Raw genomic sequence first — 16,437 nt, 5'->3', positions numbered from 1 at the left:
CTTTCCCTTCGCCTTAGGCTCTCGTCATCGACCGACCCGGGATACCGAACCGGCCGGGATGAGTGGAGGGAGCATGCAATGCGCGGCAGCGAATGGCACTGACATCCGAGTGACGCTCAGCGGTAGGCTCCCGTCGTCAGCACGTAACTGTCGGCGACGGCAGGAGTTTCATGAGCCGGGCGACATCAGAGAACTCCACCAGGACGCACCGACAGTTGCTGTTGCTCGTCGGTCTCGTCGCTCTACTGGCCACCGGTCCGATACTGGTCGCCGGTGCCGGCGTGCTGGCCAGACCACCCAACTCGGTGGGCGACGGAGCGACGATCGTCGCGCTGATCTTCATGACAGCCCTCGTGACGATCATCAAGGCACCGATCCGCATCAGATCCACCACCCATTCCATCACCTGGACCGAGACGGCGATCGTGATCGGGGTGGCCGTCGCTCCGCCTGCCTGGGTGGTGTTGGCAACCGGGATCGGCGTCGGCGCCGCATCGGCCATCATGAAGCTGCCGACGATCAAGACAGCGTTCGGCGTCAGCAAGAACATCCTGGTGGCTGCTGGGGCGGGCGCCACCGCTCAGGCCATCCACTGGCATTGGCCCACGGCCGGCGTGGCGGAGTTGGCCACTCTGCTCGGGGCCATCTACCTGGTGGCAGCACTGCTCGACGACCTCCTGGCGATCCCGGTGATCGCACTCGCGACCAATACCCGGGTGTCCCGTCAGTTCCTGAACAACCTTGACCTCCGGCTGGCCGGCTTCGGTGTCCGTTTCGTCGTAGCCGTCTGCACGCTGCTCATCCTCCGGCTGGATCCCCGACTACTACTGGCCGTCCCACCACTCGTGCTGAGCCTGCACCTGGCCTACTCCGCGCGGATCCGCGGTCGCACCGAGCAGCAGGCCTGGCAGCGGCTGGCCCGGACCACCGACGCGCTCAACGTGGTCGAGCTGGACACCGTCCTCACCACCGCCGTCACCCAGGCCGCCGAGCTCTTCTCCGCCGACGAGGTCGAGATCGAGCTGCGCGACGGCCCCCGAGTCATCCGCGGCGGCACCGGCGGCATCACCGTCGACGCACCGGCGACGACGCCCACCGACGTGGACGGCACCGTCGTCCCGGCGCCGCTCGAGGGGCACGACCGTTCCGTCGACGTCGGGGTGCTGCGGCTGCGCTTCCGCGGCCCGGTGCAGCTCTCCGAACGGGAGCGGTACACCCTGCGTACCTTCGCCTCCGCGCTGTGCACGGCGGTGCGCAACGCCCAGGCGTACGCGGAGCTGGCCCGGGTCGCCGACGAGCACGCCTACGCGGCCACCCACGACGCGTTGACCGGGCTGGCCAATCGACGGCACCTGCTCGACCAGGGCACCGAGCAGCTCACCGCACGCCACGCCGACGGGGTGACCGCGCTGGTGCTGATCGACCTGAACCACTTCAAGGAGGTCAACGACACGCTCGGGCACGCCGCCGGGGACCAGGTGCTGGTCCAGGTCGCCGAGCGGCTGCGGGGCGCCGCACAGGGTGGCGACCTGGTGGCCCGGCTCGGCGGTGACGAGTTCGCCGTACTCCTGCGGGGGTTGCCGGCCCCGGCGGTGGCCGCGCACCGGGCGGAGGCCCTGCTCGGCGCCCTGCACGAACCGTTCGACTTGGACGGCATGCGGATCAGCGTCGAGGCCAGCGGCGGCATCGCCGCGGCGCCGGCCAGCGGGGGGATGACCGAGTTGCTCCGCCGCGCCGACGTGGCCATGTACCAGGCGAAACGCGCCGGCCAACGGATCTCCACCTACGCTCCGACCCGGGACACCGCCGACCTGGGCCGGCTGGCCCTCGGCGGTGAGTTGCCGCGCGCGGTCGCCGACCACGAGTTCACCGTCAACTTCCAGCCCATCGTCGATCTGGGCACCGGCGAGGTGACCAGCGCGGAGGCGCTGGCCCGCTGGCACCACCCCACGCACGGCATGATCGATCCGTTGCGCTTCCTGGAGGCGGTGGAACGCTCCGGCCTGCTGCCGGCGTTCGCCGAGGCGATCCTCGACCAGGCGCTGATCGCGGCGGCGAGCTGGCGGGACGCTGGCTTCGACGTACCGGTGGCGGTGAACGTCTCCCCGCGCAGCCTGCTCGACGCGCGGTTCCCGGGTTCGGTGCTGGCCCGGCTGCGCGCTCACGACCTGCCCCCCGACCGGCTGGTGCTGGAGCTGACCGAGACGCTGACGCTGAGCCAGCTGGACGTGGTCGACCGTGTGCTCAGCCGGCTGCGGGACGAGGGGGTCCGACTGGCGCTGGACGACTTCGGCACCGGCTACTCCTCGCTCTCCCTGCTCTCCCGGATCCCGGTGCACGAGCTGAAGATCGACCGTAGTTTCGTGACCGCGATGGAGAGTTCCGCGGAGGCCGCCGCCGTCATCCGCTCCACCCTCGACCTCGGCCGCAGCCTCGATCTGGAGGTGGTCGCCGAGGGGGTGGAGAGTGAGCCGCAGCGGCGGGCGCTCTGGCAGCTGGGCTGCGCCGCCGGCCAGGGGCACCTGTTCGCCCGGCCGATGCCGGCCGGCACCCTGCTCGCCGCCCTCCAGCGCGGTTCCGGCGGCCGACCCGGCATCCTGGCTCCGCCGCTGCACGACGCCGGAGCGGTGATCCACCTCGCCCAGAGCCGCCGGCAGGCTGGACGGGCCCGCCTTCCCCACCTGCCCGCCTGAACACCCCCGCCGGCCACGTCCGCCGATGGCGGCACGGGGACCGGCCGGTGGACCAGCGCGGTCTGCCAGACTGGCGCGCGTGATCGCCGACGACCCGCCCGTCCGCCACCGGCGCTGGCACCGGCTCGACTCCGCCGCCGACGGGCTCGCCCTCGACCTCGGTCTCTACGCCGCCTCGGCCGGCTTCGCCGCGATCACCGCCGTCACCTCCACGCTGCTGCCGCACCGGGCCTGGGGCACGGTCGCCGCGGTCGGCTACCTGATCGCCGCGCTGATGGTGAGCGGTCAACTCCTGCTCCGTCGGCACGCCCCGGCGGCCCGGCTGGTCGCCCTGCCGGCCCGGTGGGCGGTCACCGGGTTCGCCTGGGCCACCACCACGCTGCTGCCGCTGCTCTGGCAGAGCATCGAACGGGCCGGCGGGCGCACCGACCGCGCGCAGGAGGAGGTGCTGGTCGTCGAACGGGCCGGCCGTCGACTGCTGGAGGACGGCACGCCGTACCTCGGCCACGACGCGATCGCCGCCCTGCCACCCGGCGATCAACTGCTCGGCTACACCCCGTACCAACCGGGCATGGCCCTGTTCGGCCTGCCCCGAGCCGTCGTCGACGCCTGGTGGACCGACGCGCGGATCTGGTTCGCGGTCGGCACCGCGCTGGCGCTCGCCCTGGCCGTCGTCGCCGCGCGCGACGCGTACCGCGGGCGACCGTCCGCTGCCCCTCCGACCGGGACCAGCGACGCCGAGCCACGGCGGGACGCCGCACTGCTGCGCGGCGTCCAGGCCGCAACCGTGCTGCCGATCTGCGCCCTCACCCTGGCCACCGGGGGCGACGACCTGCCCGTCCTCGCGCTCTGCCTGCTGGCGCTCACACTCGCCGCCGCCAACCGCCCCGGCCGGGCCGGTCTCGCGGTCGGACTGGCCGGTGCCCTGAAGCTCTTCGCCTGGCCGGTCGCCCTGGTCCTGATCGTCTGGGGACTGACCCGACGGGCCGGCGGCCGGGTCGCCGCCGGCGCGATCGGACTGCCGGTGGCGGCGCTGCTACCCGCCCTGCTGGTCGACCGGGACGCGCTGGCCGAGAACGTGCTGCGCTTCCCGCTGGGCCACGGCCTGGTGACCAGCCCCGCCCAGTCGCCGTTCCCCGGTCACCTGATCGCCACCGCACTGCCCGCCGGTCGGCTGATCGCCGCCGCGCTGCTGGTCGTGGCCGGCGTGGCCATCGCCGTCCGGCTCGCCCGCCGCCCGCCGCGCACCGCCGTCGCCACCGCCCTGATCTGCGGGTACGGGCTGCTCGCCGCGATCCTGCTGATGCCCACCACCCGGTTCGGCTACCTGCTGTACCCGCTGGCCCTGCTGACCTGGGCACCCGCTCTGCGTTCGACGAACCGAACGCCCGTCGAACCGGTGCCCGTCCGGCTGTCCGGTCGGACCTCTTCGGCGTAACCGCCGGACGGATCGGCACGGCAGGGCGTAGACCTGAAGGCATGACCACCTACCGCGACCGCGCCGAGGCGGGCCGGGTGCTCGCCGAGCGGCTCACCGCACTCGTCGGCGAACCCGACGTCATCGTCCTCGGGCTGGTCCGCGGCGGCGTACCGGTGGCCCGCGTGGTCGCCGAACGACTCGGCGCACCGCTGGACGTGCTGGTGGTCCGCAAGCTCGGCATGCCCTGGGCCCGGGAGGTCGCCTTCGGCGCGCTCGGCCCCGGCGGCGTGCAGGTGCTCAACGACCTGGTGGCCAGCCGGCTCAGCCCCGAGGACATCGCCGAGGTGAACCGGCGGGAACAGGCCGAACTGGAGCGTCGGGAGCGGCTCTACCGGGGCGGCCGTCCGCCGCTGGACCTCACCGGGCGGACCGCCGTGATCGTCGACGACGGCCTGGCCACCGGGGCGACCGCGCGGGCCGCCGTGGAGGTGTGCCGGCGGCTCGGCGCCCGGCGCGTCGTGGTCGCCGTGCCGGTCGGCGCCCAGGAGGCGTACGAACTGCTCGCCGCCGAGGCCGACCAGGTGGTCTGCGCCCAGCGACCGGCGGAGTTCGGCGCGGTCAGCGCCTACTACGACGACTTCCACGAGGTGGCCGACGACGAGGTCACCGAGGCGCTCACCGCGACCGCGTGACCGGACCGGGTACCGTCGGGTGATGACTCTCACCTGCCCCAAGTGTCATGGAGAAATGCGCCAGTACGAACGCAGCGGCGTCGTCATCGACCAGTGCAGCGAGTGCCGAGGCATCTTCCTCGACCGCGGCGAACTGGAGAAGCTGTTCGAGGCGGAGGCCAACTGGAGCCGCCAGCAGGCCGGCGGCCCGCCGCAGCAGCCCGCCCAGCAGCCGGGTGGCTACCCGCCGCCGCCCCCCGCCCCGCACCAGCCCGGCTACGGTTCCGTCCCGCCGCCCCCGCCGCCGGCGCACGGCTACCCGCCGGCACCGGCCTACGGCGGCCACGGGCAGCAGCAGCACCACGGCTACCACGGGCACTACAAGCGCAAGAAGCACAAGAGCTTCCTGGACGAGATGTTCGGCTGAGCCGAGCCACGACAGGCGGACGCGGGGTCGGGCGGCACGCCCGGCCCCGTCTCGGCGTCAGCGTGCCGTGCGCCGGTTGGCTGCCGGACGGAGCCGTGCGAGGCTGCACCACATGACCCCGATCCGGCAGGACGAGGCCCTGGCGCAGGCGTACGACGGGATCACCGCGGTGATCGCTGACCGGGACGACACGGACCTGCAACGACCGACCCGCTGCCGGGGTTGGCTGGTCGCCGACCTGCTCTTCCACGTCCTCTGCGACGCCCAGCGGGCGCTGGTGACGCTCGCCAGCCCCGTCGCCGGTCCGGCGGACGTCGACGACGTCAGCTACTGGCGGGGATTCCCGTCCGGCGGGGGCGATGACGACGCCCGCCACGCCTGGTGGGTACGCCGCTCCGCCACCGCCTTCGAACGACCGACCGGGATCGTCCAGGTCTGGCGGGACACCGCCCCGGCCGCGATCAGGGCCGCCGCGGCGGCGGACCCGACGGGCCACGTGACCACGCAGGGGCACGTGCTGCGGGTGCCGGACTTCCTGGCCACCCTGACCACCGAGGCGGTCGTGCACCACCTGGACCTGGTGCCCGAACTGCCCGACGCGCCGCCGCCCGGCCCGCTGGCCGTCCGGGTCGCGGTGTCCACCATGAACGGGCTGCTGAGCGACGAGGCGGTGCGTCCGGCCTCCTGGGACGACCACGAGTTCCTGCTCAAGGCGACCGGACGGCTCCCGCTCACCGACCGGGACCGGCTGGAGCTGGGCGAGTCGGCCGGCTGGTTCCCACTGCTGGGCTGAGGCCGCCACCCGACGGCCGCGCCTGCTCAGACGATGGCCATGTCCACGAACCGCGATAGGTGCAGCTGCGCCGCGACGGTCACGGTGTCGGTCGGCCCATTTCGATGCTTGGCAACAATGAAATCCGCTTCCCCCGCCCGCGGCGACTCCTTGTCGTAGTAGTCGTCGCGGTGCAGCAGGATGACCACGTCGGCGTCCTGCTCGATCGAGCCGGACTCACGCAGGTCGGAGAGCTGGGGCCGCTTGTCCGTGCGCTGCTCGGGGCCACGATTCAGCTGGCTGACCGCGATCACCGGGCACTCGACCTCCTTGGCCAGCAGCTTCAGGCCCCGGGACAGGTCCGCGACCTCCTGCTGCCGGCTCTCGGTGCGCTTGGGCGAGGTCATCAGCTGGAGATAGTCGACCACGATCATCTTGAGGTCGTGCCGCTGCTTGAGCCGGCGAGCCTTGGCCCGGATCTCCATCAGGTTCATGCTCGGCGTGTCGTCGACGAAGAGCGGCGCCTCGCTGATCTCGCCCATGCACCGGGCCAGCTTCGTCCAGTCGTCGTCGGAGAGCTGCCCGCTGCGCAGCACGTGCAGCGGCACCCGCGCCTCGGCGGAGAGCAGTCGCATGACGATCTCGACCTTGCTCATTTCCAGCGAGAAGATGGCGGCCGCCTGGTTGGCCCGGATAGCGGCATTTCGAGCGAAGTCCATGCTTGCGGTGCTCTTACCGAGACCGGGCCTGCCGGCCACGATGATGAGCTGCCCGGGATGCAGGCCGTTGAGCAGCCGGTCGAGGTCGGTGAAGCCGGTCGGGACGCCGGTCATCACCCCACCCTGGGCACCGACCGCCTCGATCTCGTCCAGGGTCGGCTGGAGCATGTCGGCCAGCACCGCGAAGTCCTCGCTGACCCGGCGCTCGGTGACGTCGTAGACCGCCTGCTGGGCCAGGTCGACGACGTCGTCGACGTCGCGGCTGCCGCCGCTCGCGGTGCCGTAGCCGAGCTGCACGATCTTCGTGCCGGCCTCGACCAGTCGTCGCAGCACGGCCCGCTCGCTGACGATCCGTGCGTAGTAGGCGGCGTTGGCGGCGGTGGGCACGCTCGCGATGAGGGTGTGCAGGTAGGGCGCTCCACCGACGCGGACCAGGTCGCCGGAGTCGGCCAGCGCCGCGGCCACGGTGATCGAGTCTGCCGGCTCACCCCGGCCGTAGATCTCCAGGATGATGTCGAAGATGGTGGCGTGCACCGGCCGGTAGAAGTCGTTGGTCTTGAGGATCTCGACGACGTCGGCGATGGCGTCCTTGGAGAGCAGCATGCCGCCGAGGACGCACTGCTCCGCCGCCACGTCCTGCGGCGGGGTCTTGTCGAACCCGCCGTCGCGCTGCGCGGGCGGCTGCCCGCCGGAGCGTGGCTCTGCCCGCATGTCGTCGGTGACCGACACGGGTCCCCCCTCCACTGCGCCGGATCCAGTCCCAGCTCTACCGCCCGGGTGTGACACTTCCGTCCGACCGGGCCGGTCGATCGGGGGTCATCGCGCCGGCGGTCGGGGGCCAACCATACGGACCACGAGGTCAGCGACTCAACAAGGTCGGTGGACGAGCCTCGGGACAACCTGTGGACGCCGGTGGACGAGCATGTGCGCAGCGTGTGCACAGGCTGTGGACAACTCTTGGGGAATTCTCGTCGTTACGCCCCTGAGCTGCGGAAACACGGTCCCCAGCCTGTGGAGGGAAATATTTCGGTCGGGCCGACGACACGATCGTCCCGTACTATCTCCAGCGAACGGCTACACCTGGACAGCGGATTGCGCTTTCGGTTGAGAAGGGTCACGCTCCGGCCGTGAGTTACCGGGACTGGGGACGCGGGGAGGGCAGCCCGCGCGAGCGCCAGCCGATCCCCCCGTGGGGTGATCCCGCTGATCCACTTCCGGTCGACCCGTACGACGGCGGACGCTACCGCCCCTCCGGTCGCCGATCCGCTCTGGACCGGGGGCAGGACGAGCCGGTCGACGCGTACCTGCCCCGCTGGGCCCTCGAGTCGGGAGTGCGGCGCGCGGATGGCGGCGGCCGGCACGCCGCGCCGGACGACGACGAGCCCGACGAGCCGCGTTCCGTCGGCGAATGGCGCAGCACCGCGACGGCGAGCAGCTGGCAAGGGGGCCGCGGGGCCAGTTGGCGGGAGCCGTCGGCGATCGGCGCGGCACCGGAGTCGGAGCACACCCGGGAGTGGACGCTCGACCGCCCGCAGGAGCAGGGGTACGTCGGCAGCCGGCGTGCCGACGCGGTGGAGGAGGAGCCGGTCTCAAGCGCGGCCCCCGACCGCCGTCCCCGTCGCGCGCCGGCGGGGCGTCCACAGGTCGTCTGGTCGGGGGGCGAGCAGGAGTCGGCCGTCGACGAGCCGGTGTCGCGGGCAGCGCAGCGGCCCACCCGGCGCAGCCGCCGGGCGACCGAGGAGTCCCGGTCCTCGCCAGCGGTCGACCCCTGGTCGCGGGGGGCCGAGCCGGAGCCGTCGTACGCGCCCGCGGTGGATCCTTGGGACGCTTCCGGGCTGCACGCGTGGCCGCCGGCACCGGGAGGCGACCGGTGGGACCGGACCGAGGCGAGCGGGCAGTGGACGGCGCCGGAGAGCACCGGCGGTTGGGTGCAGCAGCCGGACCAGACCGGCCAGTGGGACCGGTACGCGGAGGACGACGACCGCTTGGATCGGACGGTGCCGCCGCGTTCGGGGCGGTCCGTAAAGGCGGAGAGCTGGCCGGTCCGGGAGAGCGGGTTCTGGTCCGGCACCCGGCTGGCCGACGACGACCCGCGGTGGATGGACCCACCGTCGGCGGCGCCCCGATCGCCGGTCGTCGCGTACACCGCTCCGCGCCCGCGCAGCACGGCCGCTCCACGGGTCGGGCCGAGCCGTAGGGCCGAGCCGGCGTCGACCGAGGCGGCGCGGCGGCGGCTCGCGACGGTGGGCACCGGCGGCTGGGGACGTCGGCTGGAGGACGATCTCCTCGACCCGGACCCGGGGGGTCCGTTCCGGCCGCTGCTATACACCGCCGCCTGCTACCTCGTGCCGGCGGTGCTGGTGTTCGTCTGGCTGTTGACACTGGACGGCCGGGCACCGGCCGGATGTGTCACCGACATCAGTGGTGGTGGCTGCGAGTCACCCCGGTCGCACGCGCTGGGGTCGCTCCTGGCCGGCGCGCCGCGCTTCGGCCTGGCGCTGGTGAGCAGTCTGGTGGTGGCGGCACTGCTGCGGAGGGTGGGTACCACCTGGCGCTCGGCCACCATCGCACTGGCCGCGGCGGTGGTGGGTGGCGGCCTTTCCACGGTGCTGGTCAGCGCGGTGACCGGTCAGCCGATCGGCTGACCGCATCGGTCGACGGCCCGCGAGGCGGGGGGCGCCGGGCTTCGGCGGTGGCGGCGGGTGCACGAGGGGCCCGCACCGATCGCTCGGTACGGGCCCCTCGTGTTGAAGCGTGGTGGCGTCAGCCCTGAACGACGTTCAGGTTGAACGACGCCGTCACCTCGGGGTGCAGCTTGATCTTCACCGGGTAGGTGCCGGTCGACTTGATGTGACCGGGCACCTCCAGCCGGCGCCGGTCGAGGACCGGACCGCCGGCCGCCTTGACGGCGTCGACGATCTCGGCCGGGGTGACCGAGCCGAAGAGTCGACCACCGTCGCCGGCGCGGGCCTTCAGGTTGACCTTCAGACCCTCGAGCTGACCCTTGACCTCGTTGGCGTGGTCGAGGTCGCGGATCTCACGGGCCGAGCGGGCCCGCTTGATGACCGTGACCTGCTTCTCCGCACCCTTGGTCCAGCTGATCGCGAAGCCCTGCGGCAGCAGGTAATTACGGCCGTAGCCGTTCTTGACCTCGACGATGTCGCCGGGGGCACCGAGACCGGAAACTTCCTGAGTCAGGATGATCTTCATGTCGGTGCCTCCTCTCAGCGGGCCGTGGCGGTGTACGGCAGGAGCGCCATCTCACGGGCGTTCTTGACCGCACGGGCGATCTGCCGCTGCTGCTGCGAGGTGACGCCGGTCACCCGCCGAGCGCGGATCTTGCCGCGGTCGGAGATGAACTTGCGCAGCAGCGCGGTGTCCTTGTAATCGATGTAGGTGATCCCGTCCTTGTCGAGCGGGTTCACCTTCTTCTTCGGCTTGCGAAGTGCCGCAGCCTTGGCCATTGCTCGTGCTCCTGGTTTGCGATCGCGGGCGCTCGGCGCCATTAGAACGGGGGCTCCTCGTCGAAATTGCCGCCCGAACCTGCACGCGCGGGAGAAGGTGCGGCCGAGGCCCACGGGTCGTCGAAGTTGCCTCCGCCGCCCTGGTTGCCACCACCGCCACCGGAACCGAACCCACCGCCAGCCCCGCCGGAGCGGGACATCTTCTGCACCTTCGCCGTGGCGTAGCGCAGCGACGGGCCGATCTCGTCGACCTCGAGCTCGATGACGGTGCGCTTCTCGCCCTCGCGGGTCTCGTAGGACCGCTGACGAAGCCGGCCCGACACGATCACGCGGGCGCCCCGCTGCAGCGACTCGGCGACGTGCTCGGCGGCCTGACGCCAGACCGTGCACGCCAGGAAGAGCGGCTCGCCGTCCTTCCACTCACCGGAGGCCTTGTCCATGAACCGGGGCGTCGAAGCGACCCGGAACTTGGCGACCGCGGCGCCGCTGGGGGTGAACCGCAACTCGGGGTCATCGGTCAGGTTGCCGATGACCGTGATGGTGGTGTCTCCTGCCATGACCATCTCCTCGCGCACTCAGCGTCTCGTCGTACAGGCTCGCAGAGCCGTATGACAGAGCCGCTGAGGCTGATCCGGGCGAACCGGGTTGAATGCTTAGCGCATCTCCGGCCGGATGACCTTGGTGCGCAGCACGGACTCGTTGAGCCGGAGCTGACGGTCCAGCTCGGCCACGGCAGCAGGCGTGGCCTGCAGGTCGACGACGGCGTAGATGCCCTCGGCCTTTTTGTTGATCTCGTACGCGAGGCGCCGGCGGCCCCACACGTCGGTCTTCTCAACCGAGCCACCCGCGGTCCGAATCACGTTCAGGTACGTGTCGAGCGACGGGGCGACGGTGCGCTCCTCGAGGCTGGGGTCGAGGATCACCATGATCTCGTAATGACGCAAGACGTGCTCACCTCCTGTGGGCTAAGCGGCCACGGTCCTTCCGTGGCAGGAGGTCGTGCGTCGCTGCCCGCACGTGCCGGGGGAACCCGGCCGGACGCGGACAACCGGACCAGAATACCCGGTCCGGACGATCATGCCCGCCAGTGGTCCGCCGACCCCTGGTGAGCATGCCGACGGGGGCCCACCGCCCGACCGTCACCGGTCGGTGGTGGGCCCCCGTCAACGAGGCCGCGGGGCGTCCCGTCCGCATTCCTTGGGTGGGACCTGGGGAGGAACGACCACACCGATGAGGTTGGACCGGAGACGCCCCGCGGAGCTTTATCGTGTTGTTACCTGACGATACAACGGCTCTCGTCACTTGTCGGGGGAAATGCCACAATTTTCCGAGATTATTCATCGGCGGGTCCGTTGTCCCGAGGGGCCGCCCCCACCGCGCCGGGCCGCGCGGCGGGGTGCCCTCGCTGTCGGTCCGTCGGCCACCGGCTGCCGTACGCGGCGCTCGCGCCGCCGGCTTACCGGAAGCTGGCCGTCGGTTCCATCCCATCAACGATCGTCGGTGCCTCCGGTGACGCGCGGCCGGCGGCGGGCGTCACCCCGCCCGTCGGGGTCGCGACGTAGGCTCGCTCGCATGCGTATCGGAGCCCACGTCGATTCGACCGACCCGCTGGCGGAGGCGGCCGCCCGGGCCGCGGACACCGTGCAGTTCTTCCTCTCCGACCCGCAGGGGTGGAAGGCGCCCAAGCCACGGGAGGACGCCGAGCGGCTGCGCGCGGCGGAGGTCGACCTCTACGTACACGCGCCGTACGTCATCAACGTCGCCACCCTCAACAACCGCATCCGGATCCCCAGCCGGAAGCTGCTGCTCGGCCACGCGAACGCGGCCGCGGCGATCGGCGCCAAGGGCCTGATCGTCCATGGCGGGCACGTCAACGCCGGCGACGACCCGGCGGTCGGCTTCGACAACTGGCGCAAGACCTTCGCGTACGCGGCCGACTCCGGCGGCTTCGGCGTCCCGGTCCTGATCGAGAACACCGCCGGCGGCGACAACGCGTGCGCCCGTCGGCTCGACGCGCTGGCCCGGCTCTGGGACGCCGTCGGCGACTACGAGGTCGGCTTCTGCCTGGACACCTGCCACGCCCACGCCGGCGGTGAGGACCTGCTCGGCCTGGTCGACCGGGTCAAGGCCATCACCGGTCGGATCGACCTGATCCACGCCAACAACTCCAAGGGCGCGTTCAACTCCGGCCAGGACCGGCACGACAACCTCGGCGGGGGGACGATCGACCCGGAGCTGGTGGTGGCGGTGATCCGGGCCGCCGGGGCACCGGTCGTGGTCGAGACCCCGGGCGGCGTGGCCGGGCAGAGCGCCGACATCGACTTCCTCCGCCACCAGCTCGGGACGGAGACCCCGGCGGCATGACGACCGGACAGCCCGGGACCGGCAGCGCCCGGCCCACCTCCCCCACCGACGAGGCTGACGCACCGCCGGCCACCCGGCCCGCCGTCGACAGCGCGGCCGACGCCGCCGAGGCGGCGGGCACGGACAAGAGCACGGACACGGGTACGGCCAGCGCTGACGCCGGCGCCCCGACCACCGGCGGCGCGGGCGCGGAGAAGGACAACGCCACGGACAGCGGCGGCACCCACGACGACGCCATGGGCGGCAACGCGACGGAGAGCGGGGCCGCACGCGACGGTGCCCGGAACGGCGCCGCAGCCAAGGCTCAGGACGACCCCACAAAGGGTGACCTAGCGAAGGGCGACCAAGCGAAGGCTGAGTCGTCGAAGACTGAGTCAGCCATCAGTGACTCCCCGAAGGCCGAGCGCGCAGTGGACGGCGACGGCACGGCCGACGCAGCGAAGGGCGACGCTGCCAAGGGCGACGCGGCCAAGGGCGACGCGGACGGTGAGCCGTCGGAGCCGGAGCGTTGGAAGGCGTTCGCCTCCACTCCCGAGCCGGCGCCCAGCCAGCTCAGCCGTGCGCTCCGGACGGTCGGCCGGTTCCTGGTCCACGAGTGGACCCTGGCGACGCTCGGGGCGTTGGCGCTGGCCGTGCTGATGACCTGGCCGACACTGCGCTACCCGCGCTACACGCTGCCGCAGGACTACTGGGACCCGAGCCTGCAGGCCTGGCAGATGGCCTGGTCCGGGCACATCCTACTGACCGACCCGGCGCACCTCTGGCAGTCCAACACGTTCTTCCCCGAGCTGTGGAGCTTCGCGTTCTCCGACACGCTCCTCGGCTACGCCCCAGCGGGCATGCTCGGCAACGGCCCCGAGGAAGCGGTGCTGCGCTACAACATCATGTTCGTGCTGGCGCACGCGCTCGCCACCTTTGGGACGTACGCGCTGGCCCGGCAGTTGGGCGCGGGCCGGATCGGCGCGGCGGTGGCCGGAGTGGCCTACACCTACGCGCCCTGGCTGCTGGCCCAGGCCGGCCACCTGCACGTGGTCTCCAACGGCGGCATCCCGCTGGCGCTGGCGATGCTGGCCCGCGGCCATGGCTGGTCGCTGCGGTACGGCTACCGGCCCGAGCGCCGGCACGAGGGCTGGGTCTACGCCGGCTGGCTGGTGGCGGCCTGGCAACTCAGCCTCGGCTTCGGCATCGGGCTGCCGTTCGCGTACTTCCTGGCCGGCGCGGTTATCGTCGCCGCCGTCACCTGGTTCGTGCGGCGGATCCGGACCGGGCAGGCCCGCCCGTTCGGCCGGCGGCTGCTCCTGGCCGACCTGATCGGCGGGGTGCTCTTCGCGGCGGTCGGCGTGCTGATGGCGATCCCCTACTTCAAGGTCACCGAGCTGCACCCGTACGCCGAACGCACGATCGGCGACATCGCCCTCTTCTCGCCGCCGGCGTCCGGCTTCGTGACCGCGCCTGCCGAGTCGCGGATCTGGGGCGGGCTGCACGAAGGGGCGCGGGCGGCCCTGCCGTGGCACCCGGAGATGACCCTGCTGCCCGGCTTCGTGCTGTACGCGCTGGCCGCCGGCGGTCTGTTCTTCTCGGTCTGGCGGTTGCGGCAGCGGCTGCTGCTGCTCGTCGGGGTGCTGGTGACCATGGTCTTCGCGATGGGCACCCGGTTCTTCGACGGCACCTTCACCTACGTCCCGCTCTTCGAGCACGCGCCGGGCTGGAACGCACTGCGTACCCCGGGCCGGCTGATGCTCTGGGCCACGCTGCTGCTCTGCCTGCTCGCCGCCGGCGCGGTAACCGCCCTCACCGACCGGGTACGGGAGCTGGCCGCGCAGCGGATTCCGTCCTGGCCGGGCCCGTGGCTGCGGCTGGCGACCCTGCTCCCGTTGCTGCTGGTCACGGTCGAAGGCCTCAACAGCACGCCGCATCCGGTGGTGCCGACCCAGCCGGCGGCGATGCGAACGGTGGGTGGTCCGATGCTGGTGCTGCCCAGCAACCAGAGCCTGGACCAGCACGTGATGCTCTGGTCGACCAGCCGGTTCCAGGACGTGGTCAACGGCGGCAGCGGTTTCACCCCCCGCCAGCTCGACGACGTCCGTCGGGTGACCCAGACGTTCCCCGACCAGCGCAGCGTCGACTACCTGCGGGTCCTCGGCGTCCGCAGGGTGGTGCTGCTGCGCGGCCAGGTGGCGGGCACGCCGTGGGAGTTCACCATCGACACGCCGGTGGACGCGCTGGGCATCACCCGTGAGGAGATCGACGGGGCAGTGGTCTACCGGCTCTGACGCGGCTGTCGCCGGGCGGGTCCGCGGGGGATCCCGCCCGGCATCAGGTGACGGGGACGGCCTGCTGGGAGGGCGAGGGGCGTCGCCAGCGGTCCAGCCACGGCGCGTCCGGCGCGCGGTCGAGCACGCCACCGTCCGGGTCGTCCGCGTAGGTGGCCCGGACCGCGTCACGCTCGGGGTGCAGGACCTCTCGGACGATCAGCACGCAGAGCACCACCACGGTGGTCAGCCGCAGCGTGGCGGCCAGCACGAACACGCCCTCCGGGAAGACCGGCCGGCTGGTGGCCGCCCCGAGCAGTTCGCCGTAGAAGGCGGCGAAGTAGCAGACCTCGGCGAGCTGCCAGGCGAGGAAGGCGCCCCATTTCGGACGGGCCAGCACCGCGAGGGGCAGCAGCCACAGCACGAACTGCTGGGACCAGACCTTGCTGAAGATGAGGAAGGCGGCGACGACCAGGAAGGCGAGCTGGGCCAGCCGGGGGCGGCGCGGCGCGCGTAGCGCCAGCACGGCCACGCCGAGGCAGGCCAGCCCGAACAGGGCGTACGAGAGCAGGTTGAGCATGCCGATGTTGACGTTCAGCCACTCGAACGGGCCGAGCCGGGTGGGGTCGTTGCCCACCTTGCCGTCGAGGTAGCGCCCGATGTACCAGAGCGTGCCCCAGTCGATGGGGCGGGTGCTGTTCAGCTCGAAGAACCGGTCCCAGTTCTCCGGGTAGCTCCACGCGGCCGGCAGGTTCACCAGCACGACCGTCAGCGCGGCCGCGCCGACCGACACGACGGCGTGCAGGATGCGGCCGGCGCGGATCGCGAGCACCAGGATCGGCCCGAGTATGAACAGTGGCCACATCTTCGCCGCGCCGCCGAGCCCGAGCAGCACCCCGGCCAGGCCGGCCAGCAGGACACCCGCCAGGTCCAGTCGGGTACGCGCCCACGCCAGCAGCCCGAACGCGCCCAGCCCGACGGCGAGCAGGTCCCAGTTGACGGTGGCGGTGAGCAGCAGCGCCGGCGCGAGCGCGAACAGCGCCGCGTCCCAGGGTCGTCGGCGACGGAGTGCCAGGATCACCGCCACCGTGGCCACCGCGAGCGCCCCGAGCACCAGGGCGTTGAGGTTGTAGAACCACTGACCCTGGTTGATTCCCGGGTCGCCGTCGCCGAGGGCGTGCACGGGCAGGCCGAGCGCCCCCATGAAGTACCCGGTCAGCACCGGGTACTCGACCGGGTGGTCGCGGTAGGGCACCTTGCCCTCGTTGAGCCCCTCGGCGTAGTAGAGGGCCAGCACGTCGGTGTAGCAGAACCGGGTGTACTGGACGTTGTTCTGCCAGGCGCCGTCCTGGCAGGGCGACTTCTGCACCCAGTGCAGGGCGATGGTCAGGCAGACCAATGCCAGCACGATCCGGGCCGCGGTCCAGAACCGGCGTTCCCCGCCCGCCGGCCGGTCCAGCGCCACGGCGTGGTCACCAAGCGGGCCGCCGATCACGCCGGAGATGCCGCGGACGAACCCGTCGGAACGCGACGGGTGGTCGGTGGTACCGGCGTCGTCGATGCCGGGCGTCGACTGGGTGCTCATGAAGAGGCATCCTGCCGTACGACCGGGGTGCGCGTCCCGTCCCGGCGCGCGGATCCGGGTACCGAAACGC

General features: G+C 72.1%; 14 protein-coding genes. 8 read left to right on the top strand and 6 right to left on the bottom strand.

Features of this window, described 5'->3' with window-relative positions:
• Positions 1 to 170: 170 nt before the first annotated feature.
• The 5 genes from ACFOW4_RS11390 (at position 171) to ACFOW4_RS11370 (ending at position 6,004) form a co-directional block, all read left to right on the top strand.
• Complete coding sequence (locus ACFOW4_RS11390) at positions 171 to 2,693, top strand: putative bifunctional diguanylate cyclase/phosphodiesterase (protein WP_377526912.1); 2,523 nt, start codon at positions 171 to 173, stop codon at positions 2,691 to 2,693.
• Positions 2,694 to 2,772: 79 nt separating this feature from the next.
• Entirely contained in the window at positions 2,773 to 4,131 is a 1,359-nt protein-coding gene (locus ACFOW4_RS11385; RefSeq protein WP_377526910.1) for a glycosyltransferase family 87 protein, read from the top strand.
• A gap of 41 nt (positions 4,132 to 4,172) precedes the next feature.
• Positions 4,173 to 4,805 carry a phosphoribosyltransferase gene (locus tag ACFOW4_RS11380; RefSeq protein WP_377526909.1) on the top strand — a complete coding sequence of 211 codons (633 nt, stop codon included), beginning with the start codon at positions 4,173 to 4,175 and terminating at the stop codon, positions 4,803 to 4,805.
• 19 nt (positions 4,806 to 4,824) lie between these two features.
• Complete coding sequence (locus tag ACFOW4_RS11375) at positions 4,825 to 5,211, top strand: zf-TFIIB domain-containing protein (protein WP_377526907.1); 387 nt, start codon at positions 4,825 to 4,827, stop codon at positions 5,209 to 5,211.
• Positions 5,212 to 5,323: 112 nt separating this feature from the next.
• On the top strand, positions 5,324 to 6,004 hold the full coding sequence (locus ACFOW4_RS11370) for a maleylpyruvate isomerase N-terminal domain-containing protein (RefSeq protein WP_377526906.1): 681 nt from the start codon (positions 5,324 to 5,326) through the stop codon (positions 6,002 to 6,004).
• A 26-nt stretch (positions 6,005 to 6,030) separates the two neighbouring features.
• Here ACFOW4_RS11370 and dnaB read toward each other — a convergent pair whose 3' ends face one another.
• Entirely contained in the window at positions 6,031 to 7,431 is a 1,401-nt protein-coding gene (gene dnaB / locus ACFOW4_RS11365; RefSeq protein ID WP_377526903.1) for a replicative DNA helicase, read from the bottom strand.
• Between the two features lie 398 nt (positions 7,432 to 7,829).
• Between dnaB and ACFOW4_RS11360 the strand changes: the two genes are divergently transcribed.
• The gene (locus ACFOW4_RS11360; protein ID WP_377526902.1) at positions 7,830 to 9,347 is read left to right on the top strand and encodes a hypothetical protein; all 1,518 of its coding nucleotides are present in this window, start codon (positions 7,830 to 7,832) and stop codon (positions 9,345 to 9,347) included.
• Positions 9,348 to 9,465: 118 nt separating this feature from the next.
• Here the strand turns inward: ACFOW4_RS11360 and rplI are convergent, their stop codons facing one another.
• The 4 genes from rplI to rpsF all read right to left on the bottom strand — a co-directional run bounded on the left by rplI (position 9,466) and on the right by rpsF (position 11,110).
• A complete protein-coding gene (gene rplI / locus ACFOW4_RS11355) occupies positions 9,466 to 9,912 on the bottom strand; it encodes a 50S ribosomal protein L9 (RefSeq protein ID WP_377526901.1) in 447 nt (148 codons plus the stop codon).
• A 14-nt stretch (positions 9,913 to 9,926) separates the two neighbouring features.
• Positions 9,927 to 10,166, bottom strand: coding sequence for a 30S ribosomal protein S18 (rpsR, locus tag ACFOW4_RS11350; protein ID WP_007073789.1), 240 nt, complete (start codon positions 10,164 to 10,166; stop codon positions 9,927 to 9,929).
• A 41-nt stretch (positions 10,167 to 10,207) separates the two neighbouring features.
• The gene (locus ACFOW4_RS11345) at positions 10,208 to 10,741 is read right to left on the bottom strand and encodes a single-stranded DNA-binding protein (RefSeq protein WP_377526899.1); all 534 of its coding nucleotides are present in this window, start codon (positions 10,739 to 10,741) and stop codon (positions 10,208 to 10,210) included.
• A gap of 78 nt (positions 10,742 to 10,819) precedes the next feature.
• A complete protein-coding gene (gene rpsF / locus ACFOW4_RS11340; RefSeq protein WP_007073791.1) occupies positions 10,820 to 11,110 on the bottom strand; it encodes a 30S ribosomal protein S6 in 291 nt (96 codons plus the stop codon).
• 628 nt (positions 11,111 to 11,738) lie between these two features.
• Here rpsF and ACFOW4_RS11335 point away from each other — a divergent pair.
• Positions 11,739 to 12,530, top strand: coding sequence for a deoxyribonuclease IV (locus ACFOW4_RS11335; RefSeq protein WP_377526898.1), 792 nt, complete (start codon positions 11,739 to 11,741; stop codon positions 12,528 to 12,530).
• A complete protein-coding gene (locus ACFOW4_RS11330) occupies positions 12,527 to 14,803 on the top strand; it encodes a hypothetical protein (protein ID WP_377526895.1) in 2,277 nt (758 codons plus the stop codon). Before ACFOW4_RS11335 ends, ACFOW4_RS11330 begins: the two co-directional genes overlap by 4 nt.
• A gap of 43 nt (positions 14,804 to 14,846) precedes the next feature.
• Here ACFOW4_RS11330 and ACFOW4_RS11325 read toward each other — a convergent pair whose 3' ends face one another.
• Complete coding sequence (locus ACFOW4_RS11325; protein WP_377526894.1) at positions 14,847 to 16,367, bottom strand: glycosyltransferase family 87 protein; 1,521 nt, start codon at positions 16,365 to 16,367, stop codon at positions 14,847 to 14,849.
• Between the last annotated feature and the right edge of the window lie 70 nt (positions 16,368 to 16,437).

The sequence above is a fragment of the Micromonospora sp. GCM10011542 genome, from assembly GCF_042650685.1.
Classification (GTDB): Bacteria; Actinomycetota; Actinomycetes; order Mycobacteriales; family Micromonosporaceae; genus Micromonospora.
Note: the sequence above shows the minus strand (reverse complement) of the source record. Positions and strands in the feature narration are given on the sequence as shown.

Coding starts and splice junctions, on each gene's coding strand:
- rpsR (WP_007073789.1), bottom strand. CDS start 10,166: ATGGCCAAGGCTGCGGCACTTCGCAAGCCGAAGAAGAAGGTGAACCCG.
- ACFOW4_RS11330 (WP_377526895.1), top strand. CDS start 12,527: ATGACGACCGGACAGCCCGGGACCGGCAGCGCCCGGCCCACCTCCCCC.
- ACFOW4_RS11325 (WP_377526894.1), bottom strand. CDS start 16,367: ATGAGCACCCAGTCGACGCCCGGCATCGACGACGCCGGTACCACCGAC.
- ACFOW4_RS11380 (WP_377526909.1), top strand. CDS start 4,173: ATGACCACCTACCGCGACCGCGCCGAGGCGGGCCGGGTGCTCGCCGAG.
- ACFOW4_RS11370 (WP_377526906.1), top strand. CDS start 5,324: ATGACCCCGATCCGGCAGGACGAGGCCCTGGCGCAGGCGTACGACGGG.
- ACFOW4_RS11335 (WP_377526898.1), top strand. CDS start 11,739: ATGCGTATCGGAGCCCACGTCGATTCGACCGACCCGCTGGCGGAGGCG.
- ACFOW4_RS11390 (WP_377526912.1), top strand. CDS start 171: ATGAGCCGGGCGACATCAGAGAACTCCACCAGGACGCACCGACAGTTG.
- rplI (WP_377526901.1), bottom strand. CDS start 9,912: ATGAAGATCATCCTGACTCAGGAAGTTTCCGGTCTCGGTGCCCCCGGC.